Annotated in this window: 13 protein-coding genes; 6 read left to right on the top strand and 7 right to left on the bottom strand. The window is 64.8% G+C overall.

The window, feature by feature from the left end; translation table 11 throughout:
- Positions 1 to 120 precede the first annotated feature (120 nt).
- Complete coding sequence (locus tag ACCQ15_RS07330; protein ID WP_372381375.1) at positions 121 to 2,001, bottom strand: ABC transporter ATP-binding protein; 1,881 nt, start codon at positions 1,999 to 2,001, stop codon at positions 121 to 123.
- 296 nt (positions 2,002 to 2,297) lie between these two features.
- Here ACCQ15_RS07330 and ACCQ15_RS07335 point away from each other — a divergent pair, with 296 nt between their 5' ends.
- The 3 genes from ACCQ15_RS07335 (at position 2,298) to ACCQ15_RS07345 (ending at position 5,518) form a co-directional block, all read left to right on the top strand.
- On the top strand, positions 2,298 to 3,815 hold the full coding sequence (locus ACCQ15_RS07335; protein ID WP_008571413.1) for a fumarate hydratase: 1,518 nt from the start codon (positions 2,298 to 2,300) through the stop codon (positions 3,813 to 3,815).
- A 241-nt stretch (positions 3,816 to 4,056) separates the two neighbouring features.
- On the top strand, positions 4,057 to 4,692 hold the full coding sequence (locus ACCQ15_RS07340; protein WP_011346924.1) for a glutathione S-transferase family protein: 636 nt from the start codon (positions 4,057 to 4,059) through the stop codon (positions 4,690 to 4,692).
- 187 nt (positions 4,693 to 4,879) lie between these two features.
- A complete protein-coding gene (locus tag ACCQ15_RS07345) occupies positions 4,880 to 5,518 on the top strand; it encodes a carbonic anhydrase (RefSeq protein ID WP_372381548.1) in 639 nt (212 codons plus the stop codon).
- 381 nt (positions 5,519 to 5,899) lie between these two features.
- Here the strand turns inward: ACCQ15_RS07345 and ACCQ15_RS07350 are convergent, their stop codons facing one another.
- Positions 5,900 to 7,033: a phospholipase A gene (locus ACCQ15_RS07350; RefSeq protein ID WP_008577290.1), complete on the bottom strand. Its 1,134-nt coding sequence runs from the start codon at positions 7,031 to 7,033 to the stop codon at positions 5,900 to 5,902.
- 259 nt (positions 7,034 to 7,292) lie between these two features.
- On the bottom strand, positions 7,293 to 7,778 hold the full coding sequence (locus ACCQ15_RS07355) for a DUF456 domain-containing protein (RefSeq protein ID WP_008577289.1): 486 nt from the start codon (positions 7,776 to 7,778) through the stop codon (positions 7,293 to 7,295).
- Positions 7,779 to 8,005: 227 nt separating this feature from the next.
- On the opposite strand from ACCQ15_RS07355, the gene ACCQ15_RS07360 reads away from it, so the two are divergent.
- Positions 8,006 to 8,221 (top strand): cold-shock protein, encoded by a 216-nt coding sequence (locus tag ACCQ15_RS07360; protein WP_003483561.1) that lies wholly within the window; start codon positions 8,006 to 8,008, stop codon positions 8,219 to 8,221.
- A gap of 138 nt (positions 8,222 to 8,359) precedes the next feature.
- Here the strand turns inward: ACCQ15_RS07360 and ACCQ15_RS07365 are convergent, their stop codons facing one another.
- Entirely contained in the window at positions 8,360 to 8,839 is a 480-nt protein-coding gene (locus ACCQ15_RS07365; RefSeq protein ID WP_007966687.1) for a glycine zipper 2TM domain-containing protein, read from the bottom strand.
- Between the two features lie 132 nt (positions 8,840 to 8,971).
- Positions 8,972 to 9,400 (bottom strand): cytochrome c, encoded by a 429-nt coding sequence (locus ACCQ15_RS07370; protein ID WP_014089781.1) that lies wholly within the window; start codon positions 9,398 to 9,400, stop codon positions 8,972 to 8,974.
- Positions 9,401 to 9,474: 74 nt separating this feature from the next.
- Between ACCQ15_RS07370 and ACCQ15_RS07375 the strand changes: the two genes are divergently transcribed.
- Complete coding sequence (locus ACCQ15_RS07375) at positions 9,475 to 10,305, top strand: tRNA threonylcarbamoyladenosine dehydratase (RefSeq protein ID WP_089141331.1); 831 nt, start codon at positions 9,475 to 9,477, stop codon at positions 10,303 to 10,305.
- 56 nt (positions 10,306 to 10,361) lie between these two features.
- Here the strand turns inward: ACCQ15_RS07375 and ACCQ15_RS07380 are convergent, their stop codons facing one another.
- Complete coding sequence (locus ACCQ15_RS07380; protein WP_209260964.1) at positions 10,362 to 11,129, bottom strand: TatD family hydrolase; 768 nt, start codon at positions 11,127 to 11,129, stop codon at positions 10,362 to 10,364.
- Entirely contained in the window at positions 11,129 to 11,344 is a 216-nt protein-coding gene (locus ACCQ15_RS07385) for a DUF6116 family protein (RefSeq protein WP_218539316.1), read from the bottom strand. Before ACCQ15_RS07385 ends, ACCQ15_RS07380 begins: the two co-directional genes overlap by 1 nt.
- A 145-nt stretch (positions 11,345 to 11,489) precedes the next feature.
- On the opposite strand from ACCQ15_RS07385, the gene ACCQ15_RS07390 reads away from it, so the two are divergent.
- Positions 11,490 to 12,281 carry a glycine zipper 2TM domain-containing protein gene (locus ACCQ15_RS07390; RefSeq protein WP_011346932.1) on the top strand — a complete coding sequence of 264 codons (792 nt, stop codon included), beginning with the start codon at positions 11,490 to 11,492 and terminating at the stop codon, positions 12,279 to 12,281.
- Positions 12,282 to 12,289 lie beyond the last annotated feature (8 nt).

The raw sequence follows: 12,289 nt of genomic DNA on the forward strand, positions 1-12,289 counted from the left end.
GGGATTCGGGAGTCGGGATTGGGGATTCGCAATTCGCAAGAGCAGATCCTGGATCCTGAGCGCGCCGGGCTCGCGGATGAGCCGGCAGCTTTTACCAATCCCCAATCCCGAATCCCTGCCTCACCGATACCCCGCCGCCTGCAATTCGAACAATTCCGCATACCGGCCGCCCTGCGCCATCAGCTCTTCGTGGGTGCCGTTGGCCTCGATGCGGCCAGCAGCCAGCACCAGAATGCGGTCGGCCATGCGCACGCTGGAGAAGCGGTGCGAGATCAGCACGGCGGTGCGGTTGTCCGACAGCTCCTTGAAGCGCTGGAACACCTCGAATTCGCTGCGCGCATCCAGCGCGGCGGTGGGTTCGTCCAGGATCATCAGCTGCGCATCGCGCATGTAGGCGCGGGCGATGGCGATCTTCTGCCATTGCCCGCCGGACAGATCCACGCTGTTCTTGAAACGCCGCCCGATCAACTGGTTGTAACCGTCGGGCAGGCTGTCGATCAGCTCGCCAGCCATCGCGCGTTGCGCGGCGGCGCGGATGCGTGGCGTGTCGTCCATCGCGTCCACCTGGCCCACGCCGATGTTTTCGCCAACGCTCAGGTGATAGCGCACGAAGTCCTGGAAGATCACGCCGAGGTTGGCGCGCAGGTCGTCCAGGTCGTAGTCGCGCAAGTCCTGACCATCGAGCAGGATGCGGCCTTCGTCGGGGTCGTAGAGCCGGGCCAGCAGCTTGACCAGGGTGGTCTTGCCGGCGCCGTTTTCGCCGACCAGCGCCAGCACTTCACCGGCGCGCAGTTCGAAATCCAGGTGCCGCACCGTCCACTGTTCCGCGTCCGGGTAGCGGAAGCCGACGTCTTCGAACACGAAGCCCTGGCGGATCGGGCGTGGCACCGGCAGTGCGTTCGGGCGCGAGCGGATTTCCGGCACGATGTTGAAAAACGAATACAGATCGTCCAGATACAGCGCCTGGCCTGCGACCTGCGAAAAGCCGATCAGCAAGCCTTCCAGCAATTGCCGCAGGCGCAGGAAACTGCCGGCCAGGAAGGTCAGGTCGCCGATGCTGAAGTCGCCGCGCACCGTGCGCCAGGCGATGTAGCCGTAGGCCATGTAGTAGCCCAAGGTGCCGAGCGCGGCCAGCAGCGCTCCCCACATGGCGCGCTTGCGTGCCAGCGCACGGTTGGCCTGGAAGAATTTGTCGGCTAGCCGGCGGTAGCGCGCGATCAGGAAGGGGTGCAGGTTGAGGATCTTGACTTCCTTGGCCGTCTCCACGCTGGCGCCGACCTGGCGCAGGTAATCGAGCTGGCGCCGTTCCGGCGTCCACTGGAAGTTGAGCGAATAGCCGAGCGCATTGAAATGCGCCTCGCCGATGAAGGCCGGAATCAACGCGACCGCCAGCAGCACAATTAGCCACGGCGCATAGACCACCAGGCCCACCGCCAGGCTGACCACGGTAATGGCGTCCTGCACCTGGCCGAACAGCTGGCTCATCAGGTTCATGCGGTTCATGGTCTGGCGTCGCGCGCGATCCAGCTTGTCCTGCCGGTCCGGGTCTTCGAAATCCTCCAGATCCAGCTGCGCGGCATGTTCCATCAGACGCACGCTGGCAGCGTTGTTGAACAACTCCGACAGCAGCGCATCGGCATAGCCGACCAGCCGGCCGAGTAGGTCCGAGCCGATCGCCAACGCCAGTTCCAGCGCCAGCAGTTCCAGTAGCCGGTTCAGGCGGCCGCTGCCCAGGGCCTGCGCAAACGAGTCGAATGCCGACGGCTGGCCGACCAGGTGGATCGCCTCGTCGATGATCAATTTGCCGATGTACAGCGTCGCCACCGGCATCAGCGCGCGCAGCACGCGCAAGCCGATGCTGCTGGCACTCAACCAGCGGCTGGTCTGCCAGATCTGCTGCAGGAACGGCGGCAGATTGCGCAGCGCATCTAGGCGCTCGCGCAGGGTAGGGCCGGTACGGGGAGCGGCAGGCGCAGTGGCGCCGGAACGGGAAGCTGACATCGCGCTAGTGTGCCGCGCCCGGCGTGGGCGCGGGGTGTTGGCTGGCGGCAGGAAAGGGCAGGGCCCGCGCAGGCGCGGGCTCGCCTTGGCGCACAGGACTCACCGCCAGCCGTTGCGCCGGCAACGGTCCGCAGATTCGTCGCTTGCCATCACCGCAGCACGGCCGCAGCGCTGCGCCGACGACGACCGGCCAAAGGCCGCATCGGTCAATCGTAGCGATAGACGCCGCCGCCGGACGCGCCTGCGGTTTGCTCTAAAATGCCCGGATTGCACCCCCGCCAGCCGTAGAGCCAGCCGTGACCTCGATCAAGCAGGAAGACCTCATCCAGTCCGTCGCCGATGCGCTGCAGTACATCAGCTACTACCACCCGGTCGACTACATCAAGAATTTGTCCGCCGCCTACGAGCGCGAAGAATCGCCGGCCGCCAAGGACGCCATTGCGCAGATCCTGATCAATTCGCGCATGTGCGCCGAGGGCCACCGCCCGATCTGCCAGGACACCGGCATCGTCACCGTGTTCCTGGAAATCGGCATGCACGTGCGCTGGGACGACGCCACCATGGGTGTGGAAGACATGGTCAACGAAGGCGTGCGCCGTGCCTACAACCATCCCGACAACAAGCTGCGCGCCAGCGTGCTGGCCGACCCGGCCGGCAAACGCACCAACACCCGCGACAACACGCCGGCAGTGGTCAACACCAAGATCGTGCCCGGCCACCATGTGGAAGTGATCGTCGCGGCCAAGGGCGGCGGTTCGGAGGCCAAGAGCAAGTTCGCCATGCTCAATCCGTCCGATTCCATCGTCGATTGGGTGCTCAAGACCGTGCCGACCATGGGCGCCGGCTGGTGCCCGCCGGGCATGCTCGGTATCGGTATCGGTGGCACCGCCGAAAAGGCGATGCTGCTGGCCAAGGAAGCGTTGATGGAACCGATCGACATCGTCGACCTGCAGGCGCGCGGCGCCTCCAACCGTGCCGAAGAGCTGCGGCTTGAGCTGTACGAAAAGGTCAACGCGCTGGGCATCGGCGCGCAGGGCCTGGGCGGCCTGACCACCGTGCTGGACATCAAGGTCAAGGATTATCCGACCCACGCCGCCAACTTGCCGGTGGCGTTGATCCCCAACTGCGCGGCCACCCGCCACGCGCATTTTACCCTGGATGGCAGCGGCCCGGTGATGCTGGATCCGCCGTCGCTGGAAGACTGGCCCAAACTCACCTACAACCCGACCAATGCGCGCCGGGTGAATCTGGACACCATCAGCAAGGAAGAAGTGGCCAGCTTCAAGCCGGGCGAAGTGATCCTGCTCAACGGCAAGCTGCTGACCGGCCGCGATGCCGCGCACAAGCGCATGATCGACATGCTCAACCGCGGCGAAACCCTGCCGGTGGATTTCACCAATCGCTTCATCTACTACGTCGGCCCGGTCGATCCGGTGCGCGACGAAGTCGTCGGCCCGGCTGGCCCGACCACCGCCACGCGCATGGACAAATTCACCAGGCAGATGCTGGAGCAGACCGGCCTGCTCGGCATGGTCGGCAAGTCCGAGCGTGGCGATGCGGCGATCGAGGCGATCCGCGACAACAAGGCCGTCTACCTGATGGCGGTCGGTGGTTCTGCGTATCTGGTGTCCAAGGCGATCAAGGCCGCCCGCGTGCTGGCGTTCGAGGACCTCGGCATGGAGGCGATCTACGAATTCGAGGTCAAGGACATGCCAGTGACGGTCGCGGTGGATTCCAGCGGCGAGTCGGTGCACAAGACCGGCCCGCGGCAATGGCAGTCGCGCATCGGCAAGATTCCGGTGGTGGTGGAGTAACGGCGGCGATCGAGCCGGCTGCACCGCCGTTGCGCGGGTGTGGCCGGTGCCGGTGAGCTGCAGGGACGATGCGCGCATGCGGCATCGTGTGGAGGGCGTCGTGATGTCGGTGCGCGCGCCGGCGCAGCGGTGATTGCACCACACAGGTCTTCGACAGCCCGGTAAAAACAACCACAATCGCCGTGAGCCGCGCAGGCTTTGCCCGCCTCGCGCGCCTGTTCCTACGGATCCCGGAGCCCGCATGGTCGCCACGCTGTACCACTCCCCCAGCACCGCAGCGTTGGTGGTGCATTGGCTGCTGATCGAACTGGATATTCCGCACGCACTGCACCCGCTGGATTTCGAACGCGGCGAGCACAAATCGCCGCAGTATCTGGCGCTCAACCCCGCCGGCGTGGTGCCCACGCTGGTGCTCGATGGTCAAGTGCTCACGGAAGCCGCAGCCATCGTGCTGCAGCTGGCCGATCTGCATCCGCAGGCCGGGCTGGCCCCGGCAGTCGGCACGCCGGAGCGTGCGGCGTACTACAAGTGGATGTTCTTCTGCGCCAACACCCTGCAGCCGGCGTACCGCGCCTGGTTCTACCCGAGCGAGCCGGCCGGGGCCGGGCAGGCCGAGGCGGCGCAGATGCACGCCCGCCGCAAGCTCGAAGCGGCCTGGACCCAGGTCGATGCGCATCTGCAGGCCCACGGCCCATATCTGCTCGGCAAAACCGTGTCTGCGGCCGACTTCATGCTGACCATGCTGATGCGCTGGTCGCGCAACATGCCGCGGCCAACCGATACCTGGCCTGCGCTGCGGGCGCATGCAATGCGGATGAAGGCGCGCCCAGCGTTCCAGGAAACCTATCGCCGGGAGGGCCTGACGGACTGGACCTGAACCTGCGCCCGCGGACTGCGTCTTTTGATCGCAGACGCTCCATCCGGCCCGTTTGGTTGCGTCCGCCACATAGTACGATCGCGCCACCAACCACAGAGCAGGGGACTCGTCCATGTCGCATTTCGCATCGCGTCGAAAATTGCTTCAGTGCGCCTGTTGCGCGCCGATCGCGGCCGCTGCCGCATCCCTGCCGTTCGCCTTGCGCGCGGGGCCGTCCAAGAAAACCGATTTGAATGCCGAACAGGCGCTGCAGATTCTGCGTGACGGCAACAACGCATTCGTCGAAAACCGCCCCAAGAAAGTGATCTCCGACAGCAAGCGCCGTCTGGAGCTTGCGCTGGGCCAGACCCCGTTCGTCATCCTGGTGTTGTGCTCGGATTCGCGCGTGCCGCCGGAGTTGCTGTTCGGCCGCGGCCTGGGCGAAATGTTCATCGTCCGCAACGCCGGCAATACTGTCGACACCACCGCGCTCGGTTCGATCGAATATGCGGTCAGCCAGCTCGGCGTGCCGCTGGTGGTGGTGATGGGCCACGAAAGCTGCGGTGCGGTGGCGGCGGCAGTGTCGGTCGTGGAGAACAACACGTTCTTCCCAGGCGCAATCGGCTCGATGATCGAGCCGATCGTTCCGGCGGTGCTGACCGCCAAGGCCAAGGGCGGTACCGACCTGCTGGCCGACTCGGTCAAGGCCAACGTCAAACGTACCGTCGACCGCTTGCGCGCGGCATCGGAGCCTGCGTTGCTCGAACCATTGCGTGCCGGCAACGTGCGCGTGGTCGGTGCGTACTACACCTTGCAGGACGGCAAGGTGGACTTTTTCGACGTCTGAGTCGATTGCAAGAAAGCCGCGGCAACAGCGGTGTTGCCGCAGCTGTGGGGAGTCCCAAGTGTCTTGCAAACAGGGTTTGTAAGAACAGGAAAGCCGGCATGCACGCATGCCGGCTTTTTGATTGGATTGACTCGGTGCGGCGTGTCGATTAACTCCGGCGCATGATGCGACGGGACCGCGACGTACGCGAATTCAGCTGACATCAGCGCCGGTCATGAGTTGCCGCAACTAGTCGCCGCGCCGACAGCGGCTCACAAAACGTCGTGGAGTCGCCAGCCACGAGGATGGCGCACAGGAATGGCAGTGTACGAGTCGTACATGCCATTCCGCGCACCGGCCGAATGCGGCTGGCGGTGAACGCAGTAGTTTTGTGAGCTGCGCTTAGAACCACTCCAGCAATGACACGCCCACACCGATATAGGTTGCCTTGTGGTTGTAGTCGATCATGCTTTCGCCGTAGCCATCGAATACCTGCACATGGCCGCGCAACAGGTTGGTGATGGGGAAGCCGTAGTCCAGCTGTACCGAACCGTGCGAGCGGTCGCCGCCACGCAGCGAATGGCGTGCGATCAGCGCGAATTCGTGACCATCCTTGTTGTACACCAGCGTCGCATCGCCGCGGCCCATGTAATCCTCGATATCAGGATTGTTGTCGTCGGCGCGGTCTTCCTTGATGCGGAACCACGGGCGCAGTGTCAGCGCCCAGTTCTCCCGATCCAGCCCGAAGTTCAGGATCACCCGATTCCACGAGCGCGACAGCGGGTCGGCGCGCCCGTTGGACATGTGATTGAGGCTGATGCCGCTCATGCGGCCCTTCCAGCCGAAGATGCTGTAGTTGTTGCGAAAGACCAGCATCGCTTCGGGCTCGTAATTGGTCTCGCGGAACGGGCGCGACGCATCGGCGTTGTAGGCCTGCCAGCGCGAGCTCTGGGTGTAGCCCATCCAGATATCGCCGTTGTCGCCGAACAGGTCTTCCACCACCTTGGTCTTGAAGCTGAGCTGGAACTTGAGCTCGGTGCTGTCCAGCTGTTGCGGCGTGTTGACCGAGTTGGCCGGATTGGGCGACTGCGGGGTGCGGTTGGTGTCGCTGGTCCAGAATGCCGGCAACAGGTATACCGGCTTGTAGCCGCGCAGCTGGAAGGTGCCCAGCTTGGAATCCTTGGCCAGCTCCCAGCGGCGGTCCAGCAAGGAGCCACGGCCGGCATTGGCCACGGCTTCTTCTTTCGGCTGGTCCTGGCCGTCGGCGCGGAAGAAATCGCCGACCCGGCTGATGGTGCGCGTATCGTCGGGCCTGGCCTCCTTCTGCTTGGCCAATTGCGCGGCGGCATCTGCCTCCGCGGTTTGCTGCGGCGTGTAGCCCAGTGCCTTGTCGTAGCAGGCCAGGCGAGCGGCATCGGACGTCACCGAGGTGCAGGCTTGCGGCGAGGCCGGCTGCGGTGCGATTTCCTGCGCATGGGCCAATGGCGCGGCGGCCAGTGCGATCAGCATCAGGGGGCGGGTGTGGTGCTTGGACATGGGCAGTCTGGCCGAGGGAAAGGCGCCAGGCAGGCGCAGAGATGCGCAGCTTAACGGTCGCGTCTGCATACGCCGCGTGTACACGGCGACATAACATTCGATCAAATCCGGTCGCTCAGTCTGTGCCTGCGACGTGTTGCCGTAGAGCGGGTATGCGCATGGAGCGTGGCTGCCACGCGTCAGCGGAGTGAGCGCATGTGGCTCTTACGCGCGTCCTGGACTAGGAGCGCGTGCACCGCCGTGGAGCCGTTCCAGAGCCCTAGAAAAACCAGCCGATGGCGAACACGCCCAGCATGCACAGGCCAAGCGCCAGTTTGGTGGCGGTGCCAAGCATGATGCCGACCCAGGTCCCGAGACCGACCTTGGTGGCCTGGCCGGACTTGCGTGTCTGGTAATACTCGCCAAGCCAGGCGCCAGCGAACGGACCGACGAACAGCCCGATCGGCATGAAGAAAATGCCTGCAATGCCCCCGATGACCGAACCCCATAACGCCAGCTTGCTGGCACCTACCCGCTGCGCCCCGTACAGCGTGGCCAGGAAGTCCACCAGGTACGACAGCGCGGTGATCAACCCCAGCACGACCAGCGTCACCCAGCCGATGTGGGTGAAATGGTCGGCCCAGGCGGCGACCAGCAGGCCGGCGAACACAAGGGGCAGGCCCGGCAGGGCCGGCAGGATGACCCCAGCCAGGCCGATCAGCACCAGCGCTGTGGCCAAGACGTAGTAAACGACGGCAGTGTCCATGAGGGTTACGCAGGTCCTAATTCAGGCTTGACAAAAAGGCGCAAGAGGTGCTTGAAAATTCATTTTGTGCGGGTTAAGTTGCAGCCGCTGCTGTTTGCAAAGGTCACCGTGAATCGTGGCCTGATGCGGTAGATCGCCTGATCCGCTACATCCTTGTACCTCGCTTCCTCCTTGCAATCACAGCCACCACCGCTAGTCCATCACAGTGTCGTAGGGAGTCAGTCGAGATGTCCAACATCGAACGCGAAAATGGTGTCGTGAAGTGGTTCAACGATGCCAAGGGCTTTGGATTCATCAGCCGCGAAAATGGCGAAGACGTCTTCGTGCATTTCCGCGCGATCCAGATCCAGGGCTTCAAGAGTCTCAAGGAAGGTCAGAAGGTCAGCTTCACGGTAGTGCAAGGCCAGAAGGGCTTGCAGGCCGATGCAGTGCAGGTGGTCTGAGCCGGTTGCGCGGAGCGCATCGGCCACGCAACAAAAAGGCCCGTCACCGGGCCTTTTTGTTGTCTGCAACCGTGTTGTCCGCGGCCCTTGCCCACTACCGACGCATTGGCGCTGCGTCTGCGCCGCCGAGCCGATGGATCAGCGCAACACGACCTTGCCGTTGACCACGCGCACGTACGCGTTCTCGCGCACGCCAGCCAGGTCGCGCTGGTTGACCACGATCACGCGGCCGTCGTCCATGCGCACCTGCACATCGAAGCTGGAACTGGTGACATTGTTCTGGATGGCGTTACCTGCCAGCGCGCCGGCAGCGGCACCGGCGACGGCCGAAACATTCTTGTTGCCCGTGCTGCCCCCGGTTTCCTTGGAAATCTGGCGGCCGGCCACCGCGCCCACGATGCCGCCCAGCACGGCGCCAGTGCCGGTCGGCGCGGTGCGGGTCGGGCCGACTTCGTCGATCCGGGTGACGATGCCGCAATCCACGCAACGCTGCGTCTGCGAGTAGCCCTGGTCATAACCGCGGTCGCCGCGATAGCTGCCGTACTGGGGCTGCGAGGTGGCGCAGCCAACCAGGGTCGCGGTTGCAGCCAGGCCAATGACGAGCAGTCGGGTTTTCATGAGATCTCTCCGGGGTGGTTTGAAAAGGCGGCCGGGGCCGCGGCGACGCCATCCTGTGATGGTCCAGGTGAACGGCCTGCCAACTGCGACACTGCAGGCTTAACGAAACCCGAGCGTTGTATTCATCCAACCTCAGCGAAAGTCGCGATGGCAGGCCTCGCAGGCATCGGAGATGCGGGTGTGGAGTTGGCCCAGTTGACTGCAATCGGTCAGCGTTACGCCCTGGGCCTGATCCAGCGCGGCACGCAATGCCTGTGCGTGCTCGCCGAAGCGGCGGTCCTCGCCAATCGCAGGGAAGGCCGGCTCGACTTCGTCGGCCAGCAGGCGCAGCGATTGCAGCCGTCGCTGTTGCTGCGCCGGCGCGCAGGCGACGCCTTCGCCCGGTCGCAATGCGCGTAATTGGTAGGCCATGATCTGCATCAGGCTGTCGGGCACCGGGTCGCGTCGCGCCTGTAGTGCGTTGGCCACCATGACCGTGGCGACCAGGCCGATCAGCAGGCCCAGCACCAGCATGAAGGCGTAGCGGGCCGCGCGGGATTGGGTGGAAGGCGGGGCGTGCATGAGGTGGCTCCTGGGACGCAACGTTCGTTGCGGCAGCGTGGGCGCGCCCTGGACGGGGCGCGTAAAATAGGCCGATGAAAGCACAATGGCGTGAACGCTTTGCCGGTATCGACCGGCTGTATGGGGTCGGCACCGTCGAGCGCCTGTCGGCATGCCGCGTGGCGGTGGTCGGCATGGGTGGGGTGGGCTCGTGGGTGGTCGAGGCGCTGGCACGCACCGGGGTGGGGCACATTCGCCTGATCGATGCCGATGACGTGTGCGTGTCCAACACCAACCGGCAATTGCCGGCGCTGGCTGGCCAGTACGGTCGCAACAAGGCCCGCGCGATGGCCGAACGCTGCGTGGCGATCAACCCGGACATCGAAGCCGACGCGGTCGAGGCTTTCCTGACCTCGGGCAATATCGAGACCTTGCTGGGTGAGGACTTCGATCTGGTGATCGATGCCTGCGACAGCTTTCGGGTCAAGGTGGAAACCATCGCCTGGTGCCGTCGGCGCAAGTTGCCGCTGCTGACCGTGGGCGCGGCGGGCGGGCGCACCGACCCAACGCTGGTGCGCGTGCGCGACGTCTCGCGCACCGAGCACGATGCGATGCTGGCGCTGATCCGCAAGAAGCTGCGCAGCGAATTCAATTTCCCCAAGAACCCGCAGCGCTACTTTGGCGTGCCCGCGGTGTATTCGCTGGAAAACGTCAAATACCCGCAGGCCGATGGCAGCGTTTGCGGCATCCGTCCGCAGCTCGATGCCGATGCCACGCTCAAGCTGGATTGCGGGGCAGGGCTGGGCGCGGCCACGCATATCACCGGCACCTTTGCATTCGTGGCAGTGGGCAAGGCGCTGGAGATGTTGCTCAAGCCCAAGCCCAAGGCCGCGGCGCCGGCAGCCGAGGCGGTTGCGGCGTCGTGATGTTGCCTGCGCGCTGTCGTGCTGACCGGGCGCTCGCGCTGATGCGCACGCTGCGCTCAGCGCCGTAGGCCGAACAGGTTGCGTGCGTTGGCCGACGTGAGCGCGGCAATGTGCGCAGGGTCTTGCCCGCGGAGCTGGGCGATGCAGTCCAATACCGTGCGCAGATACGCCGGCTCGTTGCGTTGGCCGCGGTTGCCGGCGTCGGGCTGATCCGGCGCGTCGGTTTCCAGCAGCAGGTGCTGCAGCGGCATGCTGGCGACCAGCCTTCGCAAGCGATTGGCACGCGGGTAGGTCACCGGGCCGCCCAGGCCGATCATGAAATCCAGTTTCCACAACTGCTGCGCCTGCTCGGGGCTGCCGGCAAAGCTGTGCACCACGCCGCGCAGGCCACCTATCGCCTTGATGCGGGCGATGACTTCTTCGGTGGCGCGGCGGGCATGCACGATCAGCGGCAGGTTGAAGCGCTTGGCCAACTGCAGCTGAGCATCGAAATAGGCGCGCTGCGCCTGCGCATCCAATCCGTCGACGAAAAAGTCCAGGCCGCATTCGCCGATCGCGCAGGGCCGCTCGCGCTCGATCCACTCGGCCAGCAGCTCCAGGTGTTCGGGGCGGTGCCGGTCCAGAAACAGTGGGTGCAGGCCATAAGCGGGGTAGAGACCAGGCGCCTGATCGCAGACCGCACGCAGGCCCGGCCAGCTGGCAGCAGTGATCGCCGGTACCACTTGCTCCATGACGCCCGCGCGGCGCGCGCGCGCGATCACCGCCGCGCGATCGTGGTCGAACTCGCCTGCATCCAGATGGCAATGGCTGTCGATCAACTGCATCAGTCGCGGCGCGCCGGTGCCGGCATTGGCGACTTGCGGGTTTTCCAGTTGGCCAGCAGCAGCGTGGTCAGGCCGAACAGCACTTCGTCCAGGAGCGGGATCGGGTCCGGCATCACCACGTCGATCAGAAACAGCGCCGCAGCCAACTTGAACAAGGTGGGATAGCGCAGCGTGCTGGCCCAGTCCAGCGCGCGTGCGGTCAAGGGATTTCGCATGCGAATGCTCCGGCTGTTAGAGATGCATGAAGTAACCGCTAGCTGAACTTAACCGTCGTGTTCATGAGCGAGCGCCTTTTCGTTCAGGGTTCCCATGCTGGAATCACGGCCGTCAACAACGCGGTGCGTCCGCAGGGAGCTGGTTATGAAGAGCAATACGACAACTATACTGGTCGCTGCTGGTGCCTTGCTGGTCGGAGGCGTCGCCACTGCCGCCTTCATGAATAACCGCCCATCGTCCGGCGATTTTGTCGCCAACGGCCAGCCGGCGCCGCGCGGCCTGGAATATGCCGATGTGGTCAAGGTTGCTCCCATCACCCAGCGCGAGCCGCAGTACGCGCAGGTGATCAATAGCAACGCCATTCGCGAAACCACCACCAGTACCTCGCCACGTGAGGTGTGCCGCGATGTCGTGGTGCAGGAGCGTCTGCCCGAGCGCGACGGTAACGTCGGCGGCACCGTGGCCGGTGCGGTCATCGGCGGCCTGATCGGCAATCAGGTCGGTGGCGGCAACGGCCGCAAGCTGGCGACCGCCGCAGGCGCGGTGGGTGGCGGCTTCATCGGTAACCGCATCGACCGCAACCACGTCGGTGGCCGGGTCGTCGATCGCACCGAGCGTCAATGCCATACCGAAAATGCCAACTCGCAGTCCTCGCGCGTGGTGGGCTACGACGTGACCTATCGCAATGCTGACGGCACCACCGGCACCATGCGCATGGACAGCAAGCCGGGCGAACGCATCTCGCTGGGCGACGCCGACAACGTGGTGGCCTATGACGTCACCTACCGCTACGACGGGTTTGAAAAGACCGTGCGCATGAACGACAAGCCCACCAGCGACCGGCTGCCGGTGGTCGATGGCCAACTGGTGACCCAGATGGCATCGACGGCGGGCGATTCCAACGTGCGCCAGGACGGTTTGAGCACCCGGCAGTAACGTGTAAG

Origin of the sequence: Xanthomonas sp. NCPPB 1754 (genome assembly GCF_041475725.2) — a bacterium.
GTDB classification, from domain to species: Bacteria; Pseudomonadota; Gammaproteobacteria; order Xanthomonadales; family Xanthomonadaceae; genus Xanthomonas; species Xanthomonas euvesicatoria.

What these genes read in the sequence shown, in the direction of transcription:
- ACCQ15_RS07330 (WP_372381375.1), bottom strand. Translation starts at nt 2,001, where the DNA reads ATGTCAGCTTCCCGTTCCGGCGCCACTGCGCCTGCCGCTCCCCGTACC.
- ACCQ15_RS07340 (WP_011346924.1), top strand. Translation starts at nt 4,057, where the DNA reads ATGGTCGCCACGCTGTACCACTCCCCCAGCACCGCAGCGTTGGTGGTG.
- ACCQ15_RS07350 (WP_008577290.1), bottom strand. Translation starts at nt 7,033, where the DNA reads ATGTCCAAGCACCACACCCGCCCCCTGATGCTGATCGCACTGGCCGCC.
- ACCQ15_RS07355 (WP_008577289.1), bottom strand. Translation starts at nt 7,778, where the DNA reads ATGGACACTGCCGTCGTTTACTACGTCTTGGCCACAGCGCTGGTGCTG.
- ACCQ15_RS07360 (WP_003483561.1), top strand. Translation starts at nt 8,006, where the DNA reads ATGTCCAACATCGAACGCGAAAATGGTGTCGTGAAGTGGTTCAACGAT.
- ACCQ15_RS07365 (WP_007966687.1), bottom strand. Translation starts at nt 8,839, where the DNA reads ATGAAAACCCGACTGCTCGTCATTGGCCTGGCTGCAACCGCGACCCTG.
- ACCQ15_RS07370 (WP_014089781.1), bottom strand. Translation starts at nt 9,400, where the DNA reads ATGCACGCCCCGCCTTCCACCCAATCCCGCGCGGCCCGCTACGCCTTC.
- ACCQ15_RS07375 (WP_089141331.1), top strand. Translation starts at nt 9,475, where the DNA reads ATGAAAGCACAATGGCGTGAACGCTTTGCCGGTATCGACCGGCTGTAT.
- ACCQ15_RS07380 (WP_209260964.1), bottom strand. Translation starts at nt 11,129, where the DNA reads ATGCAGTTGATCGACAGCCATTGCCATCTGGATGCAGGCGAGTTCGAC.
- ACCQ15_RS07385 (WP_218539316.1), bottom strand. Translation starts at nt 11,344, where the DNA reads ATGCGAAATCCCTTGACCGCACGCGCGCTGGACTGGGCCAGCACGCTG.
- ACCQ15_RS07390 (WP_011346932.1), top strand. Translation starts at nt 11,490, where the DNA reads ATGAAGAGCAATACGACAACTATACTGGTCGCTGCTGGTGCCTTGCTG.